Below are 21987 nucleotides of genomic sequence, written 5' to 3' on the forward strand. Positions count from 1 at the left end.
TGCCGGCCAGTCCGGCGGCGGTGCGCTCGGCGCCGGTGCGCCCGGCGGCCGGCTCGGTGCCGGTCAGGGACCGCGGACCGCGCTGCCCGGACGCGGCGGCGTCGGCCGGCCGGGGGCGCGCGGGACGCAGGACCCGTCGGCCAACCAGCCGCCCTCGCTGTTCGACCAGGGTGCCCCCTTCGCCGCGCCGCAGGGCCGCCCCGCTCCGGCGGGTGCGGGCTCCGGGGCCGGTCAGGCGCCGGGTGCCCCGCAGGGGCTCCAGGCCGCGGGGCCGGGCGGGACCCAGGAGCAGGACGCCTTCGGCGGCGGCCGGAACCAGGCGCCGCCGCAGCGCGGCAACCAGAACTCCGGGCGGGAGCGCCGTCCGCAGCTGCCGCCGCGCGGTGGCGCGCGCGCCGAGCTGCCCGGCGGCGACCAGCCGCAGCCGCGCGTGCCGAGCTGGAGCGACGACAACGCCCAGCCGCCGGTGCCGCGCGCCTCGCTGGACACCCCGCGCGGGCACGAGGAGCCGGACGTCTCGCGCACGGCCCCGATCGCCCGGTTCGACGACGGGCAGGGTCCCGGTTCGACGGCGGAGATCCCCCGGTTCGACGGGCGCCGCGGCGCCGGCCCGGACTCCTACGACGCCTTCGGCACGGACGCGGGCCAGAACACCGGCCCGAACGCCGGCCAGTACCCGCGGCCGGGCGCGAACGCCCCGCAGGGCACGGGCCAGTACGTCCGCGACGACGTCTTCGGTCCGCCGCAGAGCCGGCCGGGCGCGCAGGCCCCGTCCGCGACGGGCCAGTTCCCCGCCCAGCAGGACTACGGCAACGGCTCCGCCGGCCAGTACCCGGTGCCGGGCCAGGACAACGGCTCCGCCGGCCGCGGCTCCCTCCCGGAGCGCGTGGTCCCCGCGGACCCGGCAGGCACCGGCCAGTTCGAGCGCCCGCAGGCGCCCGGCGGCTTCGGCGCCCCGCGGCCGCCGGCCCCGCAGCCGGTGCGCCCGGAGCAGGGCAACGGCGGTGCGGGACAGCAGCGCGGCGCGTCCGACGCGTGGGCCCTGCCGCCGGCCCCCGGGCCCGGCGACGGCCGTACGCCGCTGTACGACACCCTGGAGACCAACTGGTTCCGCGGACAGCAGGAGCAGGGCCCCGACCCGGCTCCGGCTCAGCAGCAGCCCCAGCAGCCCCAGCAGCCGCAACCGCAGCAGCCGCAGGGCCCGACCGGTCCGCAGCGGTCCGCCTCCACCGCCTGGCGCAGCTCGCCCAACGACGAGCTGGTCCGGCAGGCCGAACGCGTACGGCAGCCGGCCGCGGGCGGCATCACCACCTCCGGCCTGCCGCGCAGGGTGCCCAGGGCGAACCTCGTCCCGGGCACGGCTCAGCAGCAGTCGAACCAGAGCGGTCCCCAGGTCTCGCGCGCGCCCGATGACGTGCGCGGCCGGCTGACCAATCTCCGTCGGGGTATCGCACAGGGTCGTCAGGCCGGGACCACGCAGACCGGCAGCTTCCCGCGGCCCACTCACGAGCAGGAGCGTTAGTTGAGACCGATGAGTCAGGCGGCACAGAACCTCAACTGGTTGATCACCAACTTCGTGGACAACACCCCCGGGGTGTCCCACACCGTCGTCGTGTCCGCCGACGGTCTCCTCCTGGCGCTCTCCGAGGGCTTCCCGCGCGACCGCGCGGACCAGCTCGCGGCCGTCGCCTCGGGACTGACCTCCCTGACGGCCGGCGCCTCGCGGATCTTCGAGGGCGGCAACGTCGCCCAGACGGTCGTCGAGATGGAAAGAGGGTTTCTCTTCCTGATGTCCGTCTCCGACGGTTCGTCGCTGGCCGTTCTGGCGCATCCCGAGTGCGACATCGGCCTCGTCGGCTATGAGATGGCGCTCCTGGTCGACCGCGCGGGGGCGGTCCTCACCCCGGACCTGCGCGCCGAACTACAAGGAAGTCTGCTCCACTGATCGTGCCCGGCACCACCCGTCACACCAAATCACCGTCCGGCCGCCACATTCCCCCCACCGGCCCCGTCAGACGGCTTGACTGACCGACTTGCTGTCCCCGCCCGGAGGATCCATGACCCCGCCCACCGCCTCTCATGATCCGTACGCGGAGCCGTACGAGGACGAGGGCGACCAGCCACTGGTCCGTCCCTATGCGATGACCGGTGGCCGGACCAGGCCGCGCTATCAGCTGGCCATCGAGGCTCTGATCAGTACGACGGCCGACCCGGCAGCGCTCATGGGGCTCCTGCCCGAGCACCAGCGCATCTGCCACCTGTGCCGTGAGGTGAAGTCGGTCGCCGAGGTCTCGGCACTGCTCAACATGCCGCTGGGTGTCGCCCGGATCCTGGTGGCGGACCTGGCGGAGGCGGGACTCGTCGCCGTGCACCAGCCGGGCGGCGACGAGACGACCGGTGCGCCGGACGTGACACTGCTCGAAAGGGTGCTCAGTGGACTTCGCAAGCTCTAGCGGCCAGGCCGTCTCCGACAGCCGCGCCACGACCTCCGCGAAGATCGTGGTGGCGGGCGGATTCGGCGTGGGCAAGACCACGTTCGTCGGCGCCGTCTCGGAGATCAACCCGTTGCGCACGGAGGCCGTCATGACGTCCGCTTCGGCGGGCATCGACGACCTCACCCACACCGGGGACAAGACCACCACCACGGTGGCCATGGACTTCGGCCGCATCACCCTGGACCAGGACCTCATCCTGTACCTGTTCGGCACCCCCGGCCAGGACCGCTTCTGGTTCATGTGGGACGACCTGGTGCGCGGCGCCATCGGCGCGGTCGTCCTCGTCGACACCCGACGCCTCGCCGACTGCTTCCCCGCCGTCGACTACTTCGAGAACAGCGGCCTGCCGTTCGTGGTCGCCCTCAACGGCTTCGACGGACAGCAGCCCTACGCACCCGAGGAGGTGCGCGAGGCGCTGCAGATCGGACCGGACACCCCGATCATCACCACCGACGCCCGCCACCGCGCCGACGCCAAGAGTGCGCTGATCACACTGGTCGAGCACGCCCTCATGGCGCGCCTCAGGTAGGACCGATCGAAAGGCGGCATACGACAGTTGCCGTAGCGGCGCCGGAGCCGGCTGTGTGCTGTGACACGGCCGGACCCGGTGTTCATAACGTTTCGGCAGAGGAATCGCCGGTTGCCGACACGCGACGCGGTCGCGCGGTATCGCTGCGCGTACGAACGGCTCGTCTTTTGCCGACGCTCGTTCTTTTTGACCGTTTTATCTAGGGCTTACATCACTCGGAATCATCGCCTTCCACTGTTTGGAAGAGCGCTGGTCGTCATGCTGGAATGCCTGAACTGCCCATTGGTCAAAGACGTACCCAGTAGTCGATGGCATGGCAGGGCTCTGAGACACTGCGGCACGACGAAGGTGCCGACCGCCGAGAGGTTGTTGGTCGAGTGAGGCGAAGCAAGAACAGTCCCGAGCCGTCGGCCCGGGGCAACTTCACGCCGCCGCCGCGCACAGCGGCGCCCGCCCCTGTGCCCGGTCCCGAGCCGACGGCAGCGCCCGCCCCGAGCGGGGGCCGCCTGTCCCCGCGCAACTGGCGGGGGGCGACCAGACTCAACGCGATCCTGCTCATACCCGTGCTGGTCGGCCTCGTCATGGGCGGCTTCCAGGTGAAGAGTTCGATCGACACCTGGCAGGAGGCCGAGGACGCGGAGAACACCGCCCGTCTGGTGCGGGCCTCCCTCACCTACGCCGACGCCCTCTACAACGAGCGCGACGTCAGCGCCGCCCCGCTGCTCCAGGGCAAGGGCCAGGACGACCCGACCGTCTCCCAGGCGCGCGCCGCGACCGACAAGGCCGCCGACGCCTTCGACGAGGCCGCGCGGAGCATGCCCGACAAGCCCGGCCTGGAGCGGCGGCTGAAGCTGTTCCGCGAGGCCGAGCCGCAGCTGACCGGGCTGCGCGCCGCCGCGTTCACCTCCAAGCTCAAGGGCGTGCAGACGGAGGAGGGCTACGTCGCCGTCGCCCACCCCCTGATGGAGTTCGCCAACGAGCTCGGCCTCGGCACCGGCAACATCACCAGCTACGGACGTACGGTCTACGCGATCTCGCTGACCAAGGCGGCGCTGTCGCTGGAGCGCGCCATCGGCATGCACATGCTGGTGAAGCCCGGCCCCACCGACAGCCAGCTCGCCAGCCAGCGCGTGGCCCTCTCCTCGTACGCCTACCTCGAGGGCATCGCCGTCGAGGAGTACCTCGGCGGCGGCACCGAGGCCGACGCGGCCAAGCTGGAGCGGGCCAAGGAGGAGATCCAGGCCGAGGGCGCCGCGATGGCCAAGGAGGCCAAGCAGAAGGACCCGGACTACGTCCCGCCGCCCGCCAAGCCGGAGACGATGATCTCCGAGCTGGGCCGGCTGCCCTCCACCGACCCGGCCGCGCGCGCCGAACTCGCCGGCCAGGGCATCACGCCCGCCAACTGGTGGGCCGTGAACACCCTCAAGTTCGACGGCTACCGCGAGATCGAGTCGGACCTCGCCGACACCGCAGTGAACGAGGCCGCCCAGATCGCCGACGACGCCCAGCGCGACGCGCTGATCACCGGCGCCGTCGTGGTGATCGCCCTGCTCGCCGCGTTCATCCTGGCCGGCATGGTGGCCCGCCAGATGAGCCGCTCCATGCGCCAGCTGCGCAACGCCGCGTTCGGCATCGCCGAGCAGCGTCTGCCGATGCTGGTCGACCAGCTCTCCCGCACCGACCCGGGCCGCGTGGACACCAAGGTCGCGCCGATCCCGATCGCCTCGACCGACGAGATCGGCGAAGTCGCCCGCGCCTTCGACCAGGTCCACCGCGAGGCCGTACGGCTCGCCGCCGAGCAGGCGCTGCTGCGGGGCAACATCAACGCGATCTTCACCAACCTGTCGCGCCGCAACCAGTCGCTGATCGAGGGCCAGCTGACCCTGATCACCGACCTGGAGAACAACGAGGCCGACCCGGACCAGCTGGAGAACCTCTTCCGCCTGGACCACCTGGCCACCCGTATGCGCCGCAACGGCGAGAACCTGCTGGTCCTCGCCGGCGAGGAGCCCGGCCGCCGCTGGGACCAGCCGGTCCCGCTGGTCGACGTGCTGCGCGCCGCCTCCTCCGAGGTGGAGCAGTACGAGCGCATCGAGCTGTCCGGCGTCCCCGAGGCCGAGATCCACGGCCGCGCGGTGACCGACCTCGTGCACCTGCTCGCCGAGCTGCTGGAGAACGCCACCACGTTCTCCTCGCCGCAGACCAAGGTCCGCGTGACCGCGACCCGTCTGCCCGACGGGCGCGTGATGATCGAGATCCACGACAAGGGCATCGGCCTGACCGCCGAGGACTTCGCGGACATCAACCACAAGCTGGCCAACCCGCCGACCGTGGACGCCGCGATCTCGCAGCGCATGGGCCTGTTCGTGGTCGGCCGCCTGTCCGACCGGCACGGCATCCGCGTCCAGCTGCGCCCCTCAGGCGAGCAGGCCGGCACCACCTCGCTGGTCATGCTGCCGGACGCGATCACCCACGGTGGCGGCGGCGAGCAGCAGGCCGACCGCACCGAGTTCACGGTCTCGCAGATCATCCCGGAGCAGAACTTCCAGGCCGAGGAGTTCGGCGGGCAGCAGCCGATGCGCACCGCCGCCGAGCTGGGCTTCGACGACAGCCGGTACGCGGAGGTCCCCGACGACATCCGCGAGCTGGACCCGGTCGGCCGTTCCCTGATGCGCGAGGAGCGCCGGGCGGCCCTGGAGGCCCAGGCCCAGCCCCCCCAGGCCGATCCGGCCGCGCAGAACACCGCCGAGGCGCCCGACGCCACCGGCTACCAGGACGGGTTCGCCGCCCAGCAGGGCTACGACAACGGCCAGGGTTACGACAACGGCCAGGGTTACGACAGCGGTCAGCGCTACGACGCCGGCCAGGGCTACGCCCAGGGCCAGGGCTTCGACGGCGGCTACCAGGAGCAGCAGAGCGCCGGGTACGACCAGCAGGCGTACGACAACGGTCAGCAGACGCAGTACCAGGACCAGCAGCAGGCGGCGTACGGCGACGGCTACTACGCGCCGAACGGCAACCTGCCGCAGAACGACGCCTTCGCCGCCGGGAACGGCTACGGCGACGCCTCCTACGCGCAGCCGGCCCAGGACGACCGGACGGCGGCGGGTGCCCCCGACGCGTTCCCGTCCTTCGCCGAACGCCGCCGCGAGGACGACTGGCCGCAGCAGGACGGCTACCGCAACGGCCACCAGGACCAGTACCCTGCTCAGGCCCCGGAAGCGGAATCCGCGCAGGCCGCTGACGTACGCGAGCAGGACGGCGTAGGCTTCGACCGTCCGGGACCGGCTCCCTCCGAGGCGCACGAACTGACCGACGCCGGACTTCCCCGTCGCGGATCCACCGCGGGCGGCGCGAAGGGCGCGGGCGGTGCGCAGCGTGCGAACCAGGAGCCGCCGGCCTCGACCCCGGAGAGCGACGGCGGCAGCGGCTGGCGTTCGGCGAACGACGAGCGCTGGCAGCAGGCTTCGCAGCTCCGGAAGCCCAAGGCGGGCGGAGTGACCTCCTCCGGTCTGCCGCGGCGGGTGCCCAAGGCCAACCTGGTCCAGGGAGCCGCCGAAACCACTCCCCAGGGAGGCCCACAGGTCTCCCGCGCCCCGGAGGACGTCCGGGGCAGGCTGAGCAACCTGCGTCGCGGTGTCCAACGGGGCCGCAGCGCGGGCAGTGAAACGAACGGCCAGGGCTTCGGTCCTGACAGCACCTACAACCAGGAGCGTTAGTGTGAGCCCGATGAGCCAGGCGGCACAGAACCTGAACTGGTTGATCACCAACTTCGTGGACAACACCCCGGGGGTGTCCCACACGGTGGTGGTCTCCGCCGACGGACTCCTTCTGGCGATGTCCGAAGGCTTCCCCCGTGACCGCGCCGACCAGCTCGCGGCCGTCGCCTCCGGGCTGACGTCCCTGACCGCCGGCGCGTCCCGGATCTTCGAGGGCGGCAGCGTGAACCAGACGGTTGTGGAGATGGAGCGGGGATTCCTGTTCATCATGTCCATTTCCGACGGTTCGTCGCTCGCGGTTCTCGCACATCCGGAGGCGGACATCGGCCTCATTGGGTACGAGATGGCGCTTCTGGTGGACCGTGCCGGTACGGTCCTGACTCCGGACCTTCGCGCGGAGCTCCAGGGGAGCCTTCTCAACTAAAGGACGGACAGTGCGTTTTGGCGTCCCGTGGCCGTAAGGTTTCGGGACGCGGCTCCACAGCGATGGGCGCCAGGCACAGTCGGAGGAGGAGAAAGTGGCTACACCCCCAGGCGGCTCCACATCGGGCGACTGGTCGTACGGCCCTGCCCAGGGCCAGCACGACGGTGCCGCGAGCGGATACGGCTACCCCTCCGCCCCGAACCACCAGCAGCCGTACGCGCCGCAGGGCCCCGGGCCTTCGCCGTACGACCAGCCGCATGCCCCGCGCATCCAGCCCGTGCAGCCGCAGCGCCGAGCACCCGAACCCGCGCCCGCCGGGGCGTCGCACAATCCCCTGGTGCGCCCGTACGCGATGACGGGCGGCCGCACCAGGCCGCGGTACCAGCTCGCCATCGAGGCGCTGGTGCACACCACCGCGCAGCCGCACCAGATGCAGGGCCAGCTGCCCGAGCATCAGCGGATCTGCAACCTCTGCCGGGAGATCAAGTCGGTGGCCGAGATCTCGGCCCTGCTGACGATCCCTCTCGGCGTGGCCAGGATCCTCGTCGCCGACTTGGCGGAGGCGGGCCTGGTCGCCATCCATCAGCCCGGCGGCGACGAGAACGCCGGCGGCCAGCCAGACGTGACACTGCTCGAAAGGGTGCTCAGTGGACTTCGCAAGCTCTAGCGGAGGGCCTTCCCGCTCCACCACGTCCGCGAAAATCGTGGTGGCCGGCGGATTCGGCGTGGGCAAGACCACGTTCGTCGGCGCCGTCTCGGAGATCAATCCGCTGCGCACGGAGGCCGTCATGACGTCCGCTTCGGCGGGCATCGACGACCTCACCCACACCGGGGACAAGACCACCACCACGGTGGCCATGGACTTCGGCCGCATCACCCTGGACCAGGACCTCATCCTGTACCTGTTCGGCACCCCCGGCCAGGACCGCTTCTGGTTCATGTGGGACGACCTGGTGCGCGGCGCCATCGGCGCGGTCGTCCTCGTCGACACCCGACGCCTCGCCGACTGCTTCCCCGCCGTCGACTACTTCGAGAACAGCGGCCTGCCGTTCGTCATCGCGCTGAACGGCTTCGACGGACAGCAGCCGTACAACCCGGACGAGGTCCGGGAGGCGCTGCAGATCGGGCCGGACACCCCGATCATCACCACCGACGCCCGCCACCGCGCCGACGCCAAGTCCACGCTCATCACGCTCGTGGAGCACGCGCTGATGGCGCGTCTGCGCTAGCGGCTGCCGCCGCCCGCGGACCACCGTGCCTCCCCCGGCGCCTTCGCGCTCGGGAAGACGCCCTTGACGGGGCGGCACGGCCGGGCGCGGGCGGCATCCCTGCGGCGCGGGACCGTGCGACGCCCCCTGCGGCCACCTGGCTGCCGGGGGCTGTTCCATGGGGTGCGGGCGGTCGGCGTGCCGGCTCGTGCCGTTTCGCACGCCGCTGGGAGCGCTGCCCCCAGGCAGCCCCGTGTTACTGAGCACGCCGCGCCGAGACAACACAGAAGAGGCCCCTCCGCGACGGAGGGGCCTCTTCTTCATGTGCCGGGTCAGCGCCAGCTGTGCGGGGCGCGGAAGCCGGACTCTCGCTCGAGGCGGCGCCAGCCGGCCCGGGCACGGCCGCGGTGGGCCGGTGCGGCGGACGGCCGGGTGGCCGCGCGGGCCAGCAGGATCGCCGTGATGGCGGCGACCTCTTCGGGCTCGGCGTGGCCCTTCTCGACGCGGATGTCAGGTGTGCTCATGGCTCTCAGTCTCCCTGTGGAAGATGTCCGCCGGGTTACTGCGGCGGGTTGCCGTGCTTGCGGGACGGCAGATCTGCGTGCTTGGTCTGCAGCATGGCCAGCGAACGGATCAGCACCTCGCGGGTCTCGGCCGGGTCGATCACATCGTCGACCAGGCCGCGCTCGGCCGCGTAGTAGGGGTGCATCAGCTCGGACTTGTACTCCTTGACCATGCGGGCCCGCATGGCGTCGGGGTCCTCGGCCTCGGCGATCTGGCGGCGGAAGATGACGTTGGCCGCGCCCTCTGCGCCCATCACGGCGATCTCGTTGGTCGGCCAGGCGTAGGTGAGGTCGGCGCCGATGGACTGGCTGTCCATCACGATGTACGCGCCGCCGTACGCCTTGCGCAGGATCAGCGAGATCCGCGGCACCGTGGCGTTGCAGTAGGCGTACAGCAGCTTGGCGCCGTGGCGGATGATGCCGCCGTGCTCCTGGTCGACGCCCGGGAGGAAGCCGGGGACGTCCAGGAAGGTGAGGATCGGGATGTTGAAGGCGTCGCACATCTGGACGAAGCGGGCGGCCTTCTCGGACGCCTCGATGTCCAGGACGCCCGCCAGCGACTGGGGCTGGTTGGCGACGATGCCGACGACCTGGCCGTCCATCCGGGCCAGGGCGCAGATGATGTTGCGCGCCCAGCGCTCGTGGACCTCCAGGTACTCGCCGTCGTCGACGATCTCCTCGATGACCTTGGCCATGTCGTAGGGCCGGTTGCCGTCGGCCGGGACCAGGTCCAGCAGGACGTCGCTGCGGCGGTCCGCGGCGTCGGAGCACTCCACCCGCGGCGGGTTCTCCCGGTTGTTCTGCGGCAGCAGGGACAGGAGGTAGCGCACCTCGTGGATGCACGTCTCCTCGTCGTCGTAGGCGAAGTGGCAGACGCCGGAGGTCTCGGCGTGGACGTCGGCGCCGCCCAGGCCGTTCTGGGTGATCTCCTCGCCGGTGACCGCCTTGACGACGTCCGGGCCGGTGATGAACATCTGCGAGGTGTCGCGGACCATGAACACGAAGTCCGTGAGGGCGGGACTGTAGGCCGCGCCGCCCGCGCACGGGCCGAGCATCACGCTGATCTGCGGGATGACGCCGGACGCCTTGGTGTTGCGCTGGAAGATGCCGCCGTAGCCGGCGAGGGCGGAGACGCCCTCCTGGATACGGGCGCCGGCACCGTCGTTGAGGGAGACCAGCGGGGCACCGGCCGCGATGGCCATGTCCATGATCTTGTGGATCTTGGTGGCGTGGGCCTCGCCCAGCGCGCCGCCGAAGATCCGGAAGTCGTGGGCGTAGACGAAGACCGTGCGGCCCTCGACCGTGCCCCAGCCGGTGATCACACCGTCGGTGTACGGCTTCTTGGTCTCGAGACCGAAGCCGGACGCCCGGTGCCGCCGCAGCTGCTCGACCTCGCGGAAGGAACCGGGGTCCAGCAGCAGTTCGATGCGCTCCCGCGCGGTCAGCTTGCCCTTGGCGTGCTGCGCCTGGGTCGCCTTCTCGCTCGGGCCGGCCAGTGCCTGGGCACGGATCTCGTGCAGTTCGGCCACGCGTCCGCGCGCGTCGGTCGGCTCGCCCGGCGCCTCATCCAAAACGGTCATGTAGCGACCTTACGAAGCCGAACCCGGAATGCGAGCCGTCGACTCCTCACAGTCTCCGGGGTGTTTTCCTGGTACCACTGAACAGAACCACCGGGGCGTGCAGGCGTTCTGACTGCTCAGAGGCCGTGTGGCTTGTAGGGGTCGCACAAAGTCGTCAGCTGAGAGCCAGCTCACATTCATGGCCGGTACATGCCGTCCCGGGAGTGACGAGCAGCCTCAGGCGGCGCCCGGTGGCCAGGATTTGCACGGACGCGGGGGCGCTCAGCACCTCCCGCACCGGGTGATCCCAGACGATCTCCACGGGTTCACCCGTCCGGGTGGGCTCGCTCACGCAGAGCGTAGCGGTGCGGCCGTGGCGGCGGAGCAGCACGCTCGCCGGGGAGGCGGCGGTGAGGGGTCCGGCGGTGCCCGGCTGCCAGAAGTTGGCGGCGGTGAGGCCGAGCGCGGGGACGTCGACCGCCTGGCGGCCGGCGTCGTTGGCGAGGATCCGCAGCCAGTGGCGGTCGGCGGCGCGGCGGGTGACGTCGTGCCGGGTGGCGCCGGGCAGGAGGACGTAGGCGTAGGTGGCGCCGGTGGGGTCGGTGCCGTGGTCGAGCCAGAGGGTCTGCCAGCGGCGGGTGCGGCGCTCGGTCGTGCTCGTGGTGTTGATGTCGGACCAGGCGCCGGTGCGGTCCTCGCGCAGGGTCCTGAGGTCGCCGTCGAGGACCAGCCAGCCGCCGTGGCCCTCCAGGTGGGCCCAGCGCGGGCCGCGGGTGAGGACGGCGGTGCCGGACGCGCCGAGGTTGCGGTTGTCGACGACCGTCTCGACGGGGACGCCGTCGCGGCAGGTGATGCCGGCGCCGAGGCAGATCACCGCGTCGTCCGCGCAGAACCAGGACTTGCGGGCGTCGAGGGTGGAGCCGAGGCCCTTGAGGTGCTGGCCGACGGCCGCGTACTCGCCGTCGGTGGTGCCGCCGACCCAGCGCACGTCCGGTCTCGGCTCGCCCCATTCGCCGCCGGCCCGGTCGGGCAGGCGGCGGGTGGAGACGGTGGTGCCGGGCAGCCGGTACCAGTCGACGGTGGGCCAGTACCAGTCCGTGTACTGGTCGCCGAGGCCCGGCGCCCACCAGGAGACCATTCCGGCGCCGGTGTGCCAGCCGCGCGGGTTCTCGCCGTTGCCGCACTCGTAGTGGGCGATGCGGTCGCTGGCCATGGCGATGTTCACGGTGAAGCCGGGGCGGCGGTGCACGGCGCGGTCCATGGCCGCGAAGAGGTGGTGGCCGGTGGGTTCGGGCGCGGCCGGCAGCGGTGCGGCGGCGACGGCGTGCAGCCGGGCCAGGTCGGCCACGCCGAACTGGCGGGCGGTCAGGACCGGCACGACGGTGTCCCGTTCGATCCAGCCCTTCACCCGGGCGTGCCAGCGCTCGCGTTCGGCGCGGCTCGCGCCCTCCGCGAGGAGCGTGACGGCCGCGATCAGCTGCCCGCCGTGGAAGTGGTCGGAGCGCATGACGTGCAGGTCGTCGTCCTTGAGGAGGCCGCGGCTGATGGCGCGGCCGTTGACGCTGTCCATCACCAGGCCGTCGAGGACGAGCGGGGCGAAGGCGCGCTCGACGCTGTCGAGGACGTTCTGCCGGGCGGGGTCGGTGATCTCCCAGTCGGAGCCGGCGAGCAGCGCGAACAGCCGGCCCAGCCCGTCCAGCAGGACCTGCCCGTACGTGCCCGAGTAGGCGACCCGGGTGTGCTGGACGAACGAGCCGTCGGCGTGGAGGCCGTCGCCCTCGGTGACGTACGGGAAGACCGGGGAGAGGGCGTCCCGGGCGAGGGCGATCTTCGCGGGGGCGCGGCCGAGGACGCCGCGCAGGGCGACGCTGCGGCACAGGTCGACGCGGTTGGCGCCGGTGGAGGTGCCGGAGTAGTCGGCGAGCGCGGAGTCGGGGACGAAGTGGTCGACGGCCGCGCAGGCCGCGGCGATCCGGTCGGCGCCGGCCGGTTCGTACAGGGCGGCGACGATGTCGGTGAGGAGGCGCGGGGTGCCGATCTGCCACTCCCACCAGTTGCCGTGGGGTGTGGTGCCGGGGTGGTAGACGGTGGCGGACAGGTGGTCGAGGCCGCGCAGGACGTCCGCGAGCAGGCCGGGGTCGCCGGTGAGGCCGGTGCCCGGCTGGACGTACGCCTGGGTCATGGTCCACAGGCGGCTGTGGCTGAGGGTGATCCCGGCGGGCGGGTCGAAGGGGTGGCCGGGCCAGAGGGAGTCGGCGGCGGGGCGCATGGTGTCGCGGAGGGCGCGGGCCCGTGCGCCGGTCTCGGCGAGCCGGGAGGCGTACGGTTCGGCGGCCGGGTCGTAGCCGGTGCCGAGGGTGAGGTCGAGCCAGCGCCGGCGCAGGGCGTCGTACGGGTCCGGTGCGGGGGCGGGCCGGCCGCCGGGCGGGGGTGCCGCGCCCGTGGTCGCCGCGAGGGCGGCGGCCGCGGCGAGCAGCGCCCGGCGGGTGGGGCCCGGCAGGAACCTGCTGGATGTCATGTTCGCGCCCTCCACGGGGTCGGGGAGTACCTACCCGCTCGGGGGCGCGGGGACGCGCCGCCGTGGCGGGACGCCCGGCACGGCCGTCCGGGGCGCCACCGTCAGGCGTCCGCGGGCCCGTCCGCCGTGCCGGCGTTCCGTCCGGGCCGGTCGGCCGTGACGAGGTAGTAGTCGAGGATCCGCTGCTCGTAGGCGCGCAGGAAGTTCCGCGGCCACGTGCCCGGTTCCCACCACCGGCTGAGCCAGAGGTCCCATCCGGGCCAGACGTGCGGGCCGACCGACTCCACGCGCACACCCGTGAACCCGGCCTTCGCGAACGCGTCGGCGAGCGCCCGCACCGGCCGTGCGATGTCCAGGCCCGTGGCGTACGAGTCCAGCAGCCGGGCCAGTTCGTCGGGCCGGCCGGGTGCGTCGTCCACGGTGAAGAAGCTGGCGACGGCCACCCGGCCGCCCGGTCGCAGCACCCTCGACGCCTCCGTCGCGAAGGCGTCGAGGTCCGGGAAGTGCTGGGCGGCCTCGACGCTGACGACGACGTCGAACGCGCCGTCGTCCAGCGGCATGCTCTCCGCGGCCCCCTGGACGAACCGCAGCCGTGCCGGCTCCTCGCGGAGCAGGCCGGCGTGGGTGCTGCGCGCCCGCCGCAGCTGCTCCGGATGGATGTCCATGCCGGTGACCGAGGCGGGGCCGTACTCCCGCAGGGTCACCGCGCATCCCATGCCGAGCCCGCAGCCCACCTCCAGGACCGTCGCGTCCCGCGGCGGCCCGGCGGCGTCCAGGACGTGCCGGTAGAGGTCCTCCTGGCTGCGGATCCGCTCGGCCTCGGTGAGCGGCAGGTCCAGGTCCACGGCCCGCCAGTACCCGAAGTTGATGAATCCCCCGGCGAAGCTCCGCTGGCCGCTCAGATCGGCCGGACCGTACGTTTCCTGCACCACGGGCCGTATGGCGGGACGAACCCGCTGAGCTCCGTCCGACACTGTGCCGCACCTCCTGAAAGCGCCCCACGAGTCCCCGGCCCGTCGCCGACGGACGTCCCGTCGCCGACGGACGTCCCAGCATGGCAGGACTCCGGCGGCCACCGGAGCCGTTTCGGCGCCTCGCCCGTGGCGGGCCGCCGGATCGGCCGAAAGCCGGGCCCGGCCGGCTCACACGTGCACCGGTGACCGGTGACCGGGGCCGCCCGGTCGCGGCGCCGCTCAGCCGAAGTGGTTCAGGAGCCTGCGGTAGAGGCGGGGGGTGACGGCGCGGACGCGGGCCGGGAGGGTCAGCCAGCCGGGGACGTAGGCGTCGTCACGGGACTCGGCGACGGCCTCCCAGACGGCGGCCGCGACCCGGCCGGCCGAGGTGGGACGCGGGTGGGAACGGAGGTAGGGCGTGCCGCGGCGGGCGAAGAACGCCGTGTCGACGGGGCCCGGCACGACGAGCGTCACTCCCACGCCGGTGCCGCGCAGTTCCTGCCGGAGCGCCTCGGCGAACGCGGCCAGCCCCGCCTTCGCCGCGGAGTACACCGCCTCGTGGCGCACGCCCACGCTGCCGGCCACCGACCCGACGAGCACCACGCGTCCCCGTCCGGCCTCCACCATGGCGGGCAGCACCTCCCGCACCAGGTGCAGCGTCGCGTTGAGGTCCAGGAACAGCACCCGGTCGATGTCGGTGTGCGGCATGGTCAGGAACGGCCCGGCCCAGCCGATGCCGGCCCCGGCGACCAGCACGTCGATCCGGCCGGTCTCCCGCAGGGCTGCCTCCGCCAGCATCCGCGCCCCGTCCGGTGCCGCGAGGTCCGCGGGCAGGAGGGCCGCGGACGTGCCGGACGCCGTCTCCTCCAGCCGCCGCCGGTCCCGTCCGCTGAGCAGCAGCTGCCAGCCGCCGGCGGCGAAGCGGCGCGCGGTGGCCGCGCCGATGCCGGAGGAGGCGCCGGTGACGAGGGCGACGCGCCGGTCCGTGCGCGGCCGCGCCCCGGGGCGGCGGGCGTCCGCCCGGGCGGAGGCGGCGGCACCGCGGGCCGGGTCCGCCGGGGGGTCGTAGGTGGATCCGGAGCCGGTGGTGGTCACGGTCGGTCTCCCTGCGCTGTCGGTCCGCTGTGTTCTCGTGGTCGCTGCGGGGTCCTCGTCATCCAGGACACCCCCACGTGCCCGCCGCGCGCCAGCGCTGGAGCCGTCCGCCCGGCACCGCGGGCTCCCGGCCCGGCGACGGCCGTACCTCGTCAGCGGGCGCGGCGGGCGGGTCGTGCGGGGGCGGCGGGCCGCGCCGCAGGACCACTCCTGCGGGCCGCGCGATGCACCCAGGCGGGCGTATGCGCCGTACACGGCCGGGTCCGCCGGGATACGAAGGACGGACCCTGTCGTGTCCGGTCCGTCGGCCCCCGTGGCGAGGTCACCATGCGTCTGCTGCTCGTCCACCCCAGCGCCCTGATGTACTCCGAGATCTTCCTCCGCCTGGAACCGCTGGGCCTGGAGCGGGTGGCGGGCGCCGCCCGTGCCGCCGGGCACGAGGTGCGGGTCGTCGACCTCCAGGTGCTCGGTCCGGGCCGGCTGCGCGACGAGGTGCGCTCCTTCCGGCCGCAGGCCCTCGGCATCTCGCTGAACTACCTGGCGAACGTCCCCGAGGCGATCGCGCTGGCCGCGCGGGTGAAGCGGGAGGTGCCGGACTGCTTCGTGTTCCTCGGCGGGCACAGCGTCTCCTTCATCGCCGAGGACGTGCTGGAACAGGCGGACGGCGCGGTGGACGCGGTGGTGCGCGGGGAGGGCGAGCCGGCCGTCGGGCCGCTGCTGGAGGCGGTGCGCGACGGCGGTGTGGAGGGCGTGCCGGGCGTCGTCACCGCGTCCGGGCGCGGTCCCGCGCCGTTGATGCTGCACACCATCGACGCCCCGCTCCCGGCCCGCGACCTGATGCGTGCCCGGCGCCGCTACTTCATCGGCGAGCTGGACCCGTGCGCCTCGATCGAGTTCACCCGCGGCTGCCCCTGGGACTGCTCGTTCTGCTCGGCGTGGACGTTCTACGGCCGCAGTTACCGCAAGGCCTCGCCGGAGGCGGCGGCACGGGAACTGGCGGGCATCCGCGAGCCGAACGTGTTCATCGTGGACGACGTGGCGTTCATCCGGCCCGAGCACGGGAACGCCATCGCCGCGGAGGTGGAGCGGCGGCGCATCCGCAAGCGGTACTACCTGGAGACGCGTTCCGACGTCCTGCTGCGCCACCCCGAGGTGTTCGAGCGGTGGGCCCGGCTGGGCCTGCGGTACATGTTCCTCGGCATGGAGGCGATCGACGCCGAGGGGCTCGACCTGTACCGCAAGCGGGTCAGCCCCGACGAGAACATCAGGGCGCTGGAGACGGCCCGCCGGCTCGGCATCGAGGTCGCCGTCAACCTGATCGTGGACCCGGCCTGGGACGAGGAACGCTTCCGGCAGGTGCGGGAGTTCGCGCTGGCCGTGCCGGAGATCGTGCACTTCACCGTGATGACGCCGTACCCGGGCACCGAGATCTGGCACACCGAGTCGCGCCGCCTGACCACCCGCGACTACCGGCTCTTCGACATCCAGCACGCGGTGGTGCCGACGACGCTGCCGCTGGAGCGCTTCTACGAGGAGCTGGTGCGCACGCAGTCCGTCATCAACCGCAAACACCTCGGGCTGCGCACGGCGTTCGGCGCGGCCCGGGTCCTCACCCGCAACCTGCTGCACGGGCAGACCAACTTCGCCCGCATGCTGTGGAGGTTCAACCGGGTCTACAACCCGCGCCGGCAGCTCGCCGACCACGCCCGTCCGGTCCGCCACGAGCTGCCGCTCCCCCAGCGCCTCGACGTCGGCGACCGGCGCCGGCTGTACGTCCACACCCGGGACGCCACGCAGGGCGCGGCGCCCCGGCGGTTGCCGGACTAGCCCGCCGCCGGGGGCACTTCGGTCATGGGGATCGCCGTCCTCGCCTCGCTCACCGCCGGTGCCTGCTTCGCCGTCGCGGGGGTCATGCAGCAGTGGGCGGCGGCGGCACGGCCGGACACGGAGGCGCTCACGGCGCGGCTGCTGGGGCATCTGGCGCGCGATCCGCTGTGGCTGTGCGGGATCGGGCTGGCCGTGGTGGCGTACGGGTTCCAGTCGCTGGCGCTGGCGTTCGGGCCGCTGAGCCTGGTGCAGCCGCTGATCGTCGCCGAACTCGTCTTCGCGGTCCCGCTGTCGGCGTGGGTGCACCGGCTGCGGCTGGGGCGGCGGGAGTGGGCGGGCACGGCGGCGGTGGCGGCGGGCCTGGCGCTGGCGCTGCTGTCCGCGCGCCCGCACGGCGGCGACCCGCGGGCGGCCGGGCCGCTGTCCTGGCTGCTGGTCGTCGGCGTGGTCGCCGCCGTGGTGTGCGGTGCGCTGGCGGTGGCGCGCGCCGTGTCCGGTCCCTGGCGGGCCTCGGCGACGGCGCTGGCCGCCGGTGCGGTCATGGGCACCCAGTCCGTCCTGCTGGCCGCGACGGTGGAGCGGCTGCGGCACGGGCTGCCCGCGGCGCTGGCCGCCTGGCAGACGTACGCGCTGGTGGTGGCCAGCGTGGGCGGCCTGCTGCTGATCCAGAGCGCCTTCCAGCAGGGGCCGCTGGCCGCGAGCATGACCGTCCTGGACGCGACGGAGCCGGTGGTCGCCGTCTGCGTCGGCGTGCTCCTCTTCGACGAGACGGTCCGCACCGGGCTGCCGGTGTCGGCGGTGACGGTGGCCGGGCTGGCGCTGGTGGCGGCGGGCATCGTCTGCCTGGACACGTCACCGGTCCTCGCGGCGGCCCACGGACGGCACCGGGAGGACCGGGGGTGAGTGGGGGGGGAGCCGGGGGCGGGATGAGCGGGGTGAGCCGGGGGGTGAGCGGTGTGCGGACGCCGGAGGGCCGGGACGGCGGGGCGAGTGAGAGGTCCCGGGCGCTCGGGGCACCGGGGCGCCTGCACGGCGGAGCGGGTGACCGGCCCAGGGCGAACGGGGTGCCGGGACGGCGGGCCACGGGACACCTGCGGGACAGGTGACGGGCTCCGGCGATCCGGGCGGCGGGACGAGTGAGCGGGCCGGACGCTCGGGACGCGGCGGGACGAGTGAGCGGGCCGGGGCGCTCGGTACGCGGGAGGGGCGGCGAGGCGGCGTGCGCGCTCCCGGCGCACAGGGTGACGGGAACGGCGGGACGGGTGACCGGTCCCGGCACTCGGGGCGGCGGGACGGCGAAGCGGGTGACCGGCCCAGGGCGAACGGGGTGCCGGGACGGCGGGCCACGGGACACCTGCGGGACAGGTGACGGGCTCGGGCGATCCGGGCGGCGGGACGAGTGAGCGGGCCGGACGCTCGGGACGCGGCGGGACGAGTGAGCGGGCCGGGGCGCTCGGTACGCGGGAGGGGCGGCGAGGCGGCGTGCGCGCTCCCGGCGCACAGGGTGACGGGAACGGCGGGACGGGTGACCGGTCCCGGCACTCGGGGCGGCGGGACGGCGAAGCGGGTGACCGGCCCAGGGCGAACGGGGTGCCGGGACGGCGGGCCACGGGACACCTGCGGGACAGGTGACGGGCTCCGGCGATCCGGGCGGCGGGACGAGTGAGCGGGCCGGACGCTCGGGACGCGGCGGGACGAGTGAGCGGGCCGGGGCGCTCGGTACGCGGGAGGGGCGGCGAGGCGGCGTGCGCGCTCCCGGCGCACAGGGTGACGGGAACGGCGGGACGGGTGACCGGTCCCGGCACTCGGGGCGGCGGGACGGCGAAGCGGGTGACCGGCCCAGGGCGAACGGGGTGCCGGGACGGCGGGCCACGGGACACCTGCGGGACAGGTGACGGGCTCCGGCGATCCGGGCGGCGGGACGAGTGAGCGGGCCGGACGCTCGGGACGCGGCGGGACGAGTGAGCGGGCCGGGGCGCTCGGTACGCGGGAGGAGCGGCGAGGCGGCGTGCGCGCTCCCGGGCGCACAGGGTGCCGGGAACGGCGGGACGGGTGACCGGTCCCGGCACTCGGGGCGGCGGGACGGCGAAGCGGGTGAGCGGCTCCAAGTGCCCGGGAAGCGGCGGCGGGGCGAGTGAGGGGCCCCGAGTGCTCAGGGCGCCGGGGTGCCGTGTGTGCGGTCGGGTCTCGGGAGGGGGTGGGTCGTGCGGGCGGGGCGGGACCAGACCGGGAGCAGGTCCTCCCGGAGCACCCGGTCCCAGCCGGGGTGGCGGTCCCGGGACGTCGCGGCCGCCCGGCGTCGTACCGCCTCGCGGGCGGCGGTGCCGTCGAGCAGCGGGCGCAGGGCGTCGGCCCAGGTCCGGGGGTCGTCGCGGGGGACGACGATGCCGTCCCGGCCGGGCTCGGCCAGCCAGTGGGTGGTGTGCGCGCCCTCGGGCAGGACCACCGCCAGGCCGCACGCCATCGCCTCCGCGACGACGTTTCCGCTGGTCTCGGTGCGGGACGGGAAGGCGAAGACGTCGCAGCCCGCGTACACCCGCGCCAGCCGGTCCTGCGGGAGCGGTCCGAGCAGGGTGGCGTCGGGCCCGAGCATGCGGCGTACGGCGTCCTCCTCGGCGCCCGAGCCCACCGCCACCAGGTGCGCGGCACAGCCCCGGGCGCGCAGCAGGCGCAGGCTTCCGGCCAGCAGGGGCAGGCCCTTGGTGGCGTCCAGCCGGCCGGCGAACAGCACCAGCGGGCGGTCGGCCGGGACGCCGTACTCGCGGACCACCCGGGCGCGCGCGGCCGGGTCGGGGTGGAAGAGGGCGTGGTCGATGCCGCGCCGCAGCGGGCCCACGCGGTGCGGGCCGAGGGTGCGGGCGAGTTCCGCGCGGCCTTCGGGGGTGGGGACGAGGACGCGTTCGCAGGGGGCGAGCAGCCGGTCGCGGCGCCGCCGCAGCCAGGTCTCGGCACCGGCCGCGAGCAGGCCGTCCAGCCCGGGGTGGGTGCCGGGCAGCCGCTGTTCGGCGAGGTAGCGGGTGTAGAGGGAGGCGAGCCGCGGCACGTCGGTGTGCACGGAGGCGACCAGGCGGGGCCGTGGCGCGGACCGCCGGGCCGCGCGGCGGTCCAGGCGTACGGCGGTGGTGGCGAAGGCGAAGCTGTGGGTGAGGTGCCAGACGTCGTGCCGGGGCAGCAGGGCGGCCAGTCGCGGATGCCAGGGCGCGAGGTCGCAGACGTCCTCGGCGCCGTCCGCCGAGCGCATCGCCGCCGTGCTGAGCACCGGCGAGAGCATGACGAGCCGGACGTGCGGGCCCAGGGACTCGACGCCCTCCCGGTCGCCCAGGAAGTAGACGGTCAGGTCGAGCGGTGTGCCGGTGTGGTCGGCGGGCAGGCGTTCCGGGAGGCGGGCGGCGGCGTGCGCGAAGTGTTCCCAGCACTTCACCTGGCCGCCCGACGTGTCACGCCGCAGCAGCTCCACCAGCACCGCTACCGAGGGCACGGACGACGAGTACCACCCGTTCCGGTGATGAATCCCGACTGCTCCGCCAAAGATGTTGAACGTTGAAGGGAATGGGTCTACGGTGGATCCCGTTGAGTTAGTTGAACATTCAACGTGATCTCCTCAGGAGGAACACCATGGGCATCTTCGGCCGCAAGAACGACACCGTCACCGCCACCACCGCCACCGCCACCGCCACCGCCGTGAACCCGGACCTGGCCGCGCTGACCGGCACCTACACGATCGACCCGGCGCACAGCACGATCGGCTTCGTCGCCCGGCACGCCATGGTCACCAACGTCAAGGGCGGCTTCCAGGACTTCACCGGCACGCTGGAGCTCGACGGCTCCGACCCGGCGAAGTCCACGGCCACCCTCGACGTGGTGATGGACAGCATCGACACCGGCAACGCCGACCGCGACGGCCACCTGAAGACCGCCGACTTCTTCCGGACCGACGAGTTCCCGGCGATGACGTTCCGCTCGACCAAGGCGGAGGCCCTCGGCGGCGACGACTACCGCATCACCGGCGACCTGACCATCCTGGGCACCACCAAGCCGCTCACCATCGACCTCGAGTTCAACGGCGCCGCCACCGACCCGTTCGGCAACGAGCGCGTCGGCTTCGAGGGCAAGGCGGAGATCCTGCGCTCCGAGTGGGGCCTGACCTGGAACGCGGCGCTGGAGACGGGCGGCGTCCTGGTCTCCGACAAGATCAAGCTGAACTTCGACATCTCGGCGATCCGCAAGACCGCCTGACCCCGCCGACCGCGCCTTCGCACGGCGCCCCCGAGCGCGCCCGCCCCCCGATCCCCCGTACGGGAGGGCGGGCGCTCGGCGTTGCCGGGACACCGCACCACCCGGGAGCCGGCGTTCGGAAACCCCCGGAAGCCCCGGAAGCCCCGGAAGCCCTCGGGCCGTACACGAATGTCCGGCCCCCCCCGAAAGCCTCAGGTCGGCACGGACGCACGGACACCCGAAAGCCCAGGTCGGCACGGATGCACGGACACCCCGTCAGCTCCAGGTCGGCCGGTTGTACGAACACCCCGAAAGCCCCAGGTCGGCACGGTGGTACGAACACCCCGGAAGCCCCGCGGCCCGGCGCGGGCCGCGACCCGCGCCCTCCCGTCAGAACCCGCCGCCGAAGTCTCCCCCGCCGCCGCCACCGCCTCCGAAGTCGCCACCGCCTCCGAAGCCGCCGCCTCCGCCGAAGTCGCCGCCGAAGTCGCCGCTGTCGAAGTCCGCGCCGGAGACGTCGCCGCCCCCGTAGCCACCGAAGTCCCCGTACCCGGCGCCGTAGTCCGCGGCGTAGCCGGGGCCGGCCATCATGCCGCCGAGCATGGTGCCGACCAGCAGGCCGGGCAGCAGCCCGCCGCCGAAGTAGCCGCCGGCCCAGGGGCCGTAGGCGGGACCGGCGTCCCAGTAGGGGCGGCGGCCGTACTCGGTGTCGACCTCGCGCACCGCGGGGTCGAGGCCGTCGGCCAGACGGGCCCGGTCGGCCGCGCAGACCGGCACCTGCCGCTGGGCGCCGCCCGGTGGCGTCCAGGTCTCGTCGGCGACCGACGGGCCGTGGCGCGGGTCGAAGAAGCACGGCGGGGGGCGCCCCCGCCGCGGGGGGGC

The 21987-nt window shown here is 73.7% G+C and carries 16 protein-coding genes and 2 pseudogenes; 11 read left to right on the forward strand and 7 right to left on the reverse strand.

Features of this window, described 5'->3' with window-relative positions; all coding sequences use genetic code 11:
* The 8 genes and pseudogenes from FGW31_RS09530 to FGW31_RS09565 all read left to right on the forward strand — a co-directional run.
* Positions 1-1522, forward strand: a pseudogene (locus FGW31_RS09530) (nitrate- and nitrite sensing domain-containing protein); the annotation flags it as partial.
* Between the two features lie 9 nt (positions 1523-1531).
* The gene (locus FGW31_RS09535) at positions 1532-1945 is read left to right on the forward strand and encodes a roadblock/LC7 domain-containing protein (RefSeq protein WP_004983056.1); all 414 of its coding nucleotides are present in this window, start codon (positions 1532-1534) and stop codon (positions 1943-1945) included.
* A gap of 112 nt (positions 1946-2057) precedes the next feature.
* Positions 2058-2453 carry a DUF742 domain-containing protein gene (locus tag FGW31_RS09540; RefSeq protein ID WP_004924977.1) on the forward strand — a complete coding sequence of 132 codons (396 nt, stop codon included), beginning with the start codon at positions 2058-2060 and terminating at the stop codon, positions 2451-2453.
* Positions 2434-3024 (forward strand): GTP-binding protein, encoded by a 591-nt coding sequence (locus FGW31_RS09545; RefSeq protein ID WP_142192950.1) that lies wholly within the window; start codon positions 2434-2436, stop codon positions 3022-3024. The genes FGW31_RS09540 and FGW31_RS09545 overlap by 20 nt, the downstream gene beginning before the upstream one ends.
* 377 nt (positions 3025-3401) lie before the next feature.
* Positions 3402-6743 (forward strand): sensor histidine kinase, encoded by a 3342-nt coding sequence (locus FGW31_RS09550; protein ID WP_185907422.1) that lies wholly within the window; start codon positions 3402-3404, stop codon positions 6741-6743.
* A 10-nt stretch (positions 6744-6753) separates the two neighbouring features.
* Positions 6754-7167, forward strand: coding sequence for a roadblock/LC7 domain-containing protein (locus tag FGW31_RS09555; RefSeq protein WP_004983065.1), 414 nt, complete (start codon positions 6754-6756; stop codon positions 7165-7167).
* A 94-nt stretch (positions 7168-7261) separates the two neighbouring features.
* Positions 7262-7834 (forward strand): DUF742 domain-containing protein, encoded by a 573-nt coding sequence (locus FGW31_RS09560; protein WP_142191188.1) that lies wholly within the window; start codon positions 7262-7264, stop codon positions 7832-7834.
* On the forward strand, positions 7815-8396 hold the full coding sequence (locus FGW31_RS09565; protein ID WP_026243582.1) for a GTP-binding protein: 582 nt from the start codon (positions 7815-7817) through the stop codon (positions 8394-8396). Before FGW31_RS09560 ends, FGW31_RS09565 begins: the two co-directional genes overlap by 20 nt.
* A 311-nt stretch (positions 8397-8707) precedes the next feature.
* Here the strand turns inward: FGW31_RS09565 and FGW31_RS09570 are convergent, their stop codons facing one another.
* The 5 genes from FGW31_RS09570 to FGW31_RS09590 form a co-directional block, all read right to left on the reverse strand.
* A complete protein-coding gene (locus FGW31_RS09570; protein WP_142192952.1) occupies positions 8708-8899 on the reverse strand; it encodes an acyl-CoA carboxylase subunit epsilon in 192 nt (63 codons plus the stop codon).
* 35 nt (positions 8900-8934) lie between these two features.
* On the reverse strand, positions 8935-10518 hold the full coding sequence (locus tag FGW31_RS09575) for an acyl-CoA carboxylase subunit beta (protein ID WP_142192953.1): 1584 nt from the start codon (positions 10516-10518) through the stop codon (positions 8935-8937).
* Positions 10519-10672: 154 nt separating this feature from the next.
* Entirely contained in the window at positions 10673-13015 is a 2343-nt protein-coding gene (locus tag FGW31_RS09580; protein ID WP_142192954.1) for a polysaccharide lyase 8 family protein, read from the reverse strand.
* A gap of 101 nt (positions 13016-13116) precedes the next feature.
* Positions 13117-13947, reverse strand: coding sequence for a class I SAM-dependent methyltransferase (locus FGW31_RS09585; protein WP_233452455.1), 831 nt, complete (start codon positions 13945-13947; stop codon positions 13117-13119).
* Positions 13948-14208: 261 nt separating this feature from the next.
* A complete protein-coding gene (locus FGW31_RS09590; protein WP_142192955.1) occupies positions 14209-15063 on the reverse strand; it encodes an SDR family NAD(P)-dependent oxidoreductase in 855 nt (284 codons plus the stop codon).
* Positions 15064-15390: 327 nt separating this feature from the next.
* On the opposite strand from FGW31_RS09590, the gene hpnR reads away from it, so the two are divergent.
* Both hpnR and FGW31_RS09600 read left to right on the forward strand, forming a co-directional pair.
* A complete protein-coding gene (gene hpnR, locus FGW31_RS09595; RefSeq protein ID WP_142192956.1) occupies positions 15391-16890 on the forward strand; it encodes a hopanoid C-3 methylase HpnR in 1500 nt (499 codons plus the stop codon).
* Between the two features lie 24 nt (positions 16891-16914).
* Complete coding sequence (locus tag FGW31_RS09600; RefSeq protein WP_142192957.1) at positions 16915-17793, forward strand: DMT family transporter; 879 nt, start codon at positions 16915-16917, stop codon at positions 17791-17793.
* Positions 17794-19042: 1249 nt separating this feature from the next.
* On the opposite strand, the gene FGW31_RS09605 is transcribed toward FGW31_RS09600, so the two are convergent.
* The gene (locus tag FGW31_RS09605) at positions 19043-20368 is read right to left on the reverse strand and encodes a glycosyltransferase (RefSeq protein ID WP_142192958.1); all 1326 of its coding nucleotides are present in this window, start codon (positions 20366-20368) and stop codon (positions 19043-19045) included.
* 137 nt (positions 20369-20505) lie between these two features.
* Between FGW31_RS09605 and FGW31_RS09610 the strand changes: the two genes are divergently transcribed.
* Complete coding sequence (locus FGW31_RS09610; RefSeq protein ID WP_142192959.1) at positions 20506-21126, forward strand: YceI family protein; 621 nt, start codon at positions 20506-20508, stop codon at positions 21124-21126.
* Between the two features lie 369 nt (positions 21127-21495).
* Here FGW31_RS09610 and FGW31_RS09615 read toward each other — a convergent pair.
* Positions 21496-21987, reverse strand: a pseudogene (locus FGW31_RS09615) (hypothetical protein); the annotation flags it as partial.

This window comes from Streptomyces calvus (genome assembly GCF_006782915.1).
Taxonomy (GTDB): Bacteria; Actinomycetota; Actinomycetes; order Streptomycetales; family Streptomycetaceae; genus Streptomyces; species Streptomyces calvus.

Coding starts and splice junctions, on each gene's coding strand:
- FGW31_RS09575 (WP_142192953.1), bottom strand. CDS start 10,518: ATGACCGTTTTGGATGAGGCGCCGGGCGAGCCGACCGACGCGCGCGGA.
- FGW31_RS09610 (WP_142192959.1), top strand. CDS start 20,506: ATGGGCATCTTCGGCCGCAAGAACGACACCGTCACCGCCACCACCGCC.
- FGW31_RS09570 (WP_142192952.1), bottom strand. CDS start 8,899: ATGAGCACACCTGACATCCGCGTCGAGAAGGGCCACGCCGAGCCCGAA.
- FGW31_RS09540 (WP_004924977.1), top strand. CDS start 2,058: ATGACCCCGCCCACCGCCTCTCATGATCCGTACGCGGAGCCGTACGAG.
- FGW31_RS09555 (WP_004983065.1), top strand. CDS start 6,754: ATGAGCCAGGCGGCACAGAACCTGAACTGGTTGATCACCAACTTCGTG.
- FGW31_RS09600 (WP_142192957.1), top strand. CDS start 16,915: ATGGGGATCGCCGTCCTCGCCTCGCTCACCGCCGGTGCCTGCTTCGCC.
- FGW31_RS09535 (WP_004983056.1), top strand. CDS start 1,532: ATGAGTCAGGCGGCACAGAACCTCAACTGGTTGATCACCAACTTCGTG.
- hpnR (WP_142192956.1), top strand. CDS start 15,391: ATGCGTCTGCTGCTCGTCCACCCCAGCGCCCTGATGTACTCCGAGATC.
- FGW31_RS09580 (WP_142192954.1), bottom strand. CDS start 13,015: ATGACATCCAGCAGGTTCCTGCCGGGCCCCACCCGCCGGGCGCTGCTC.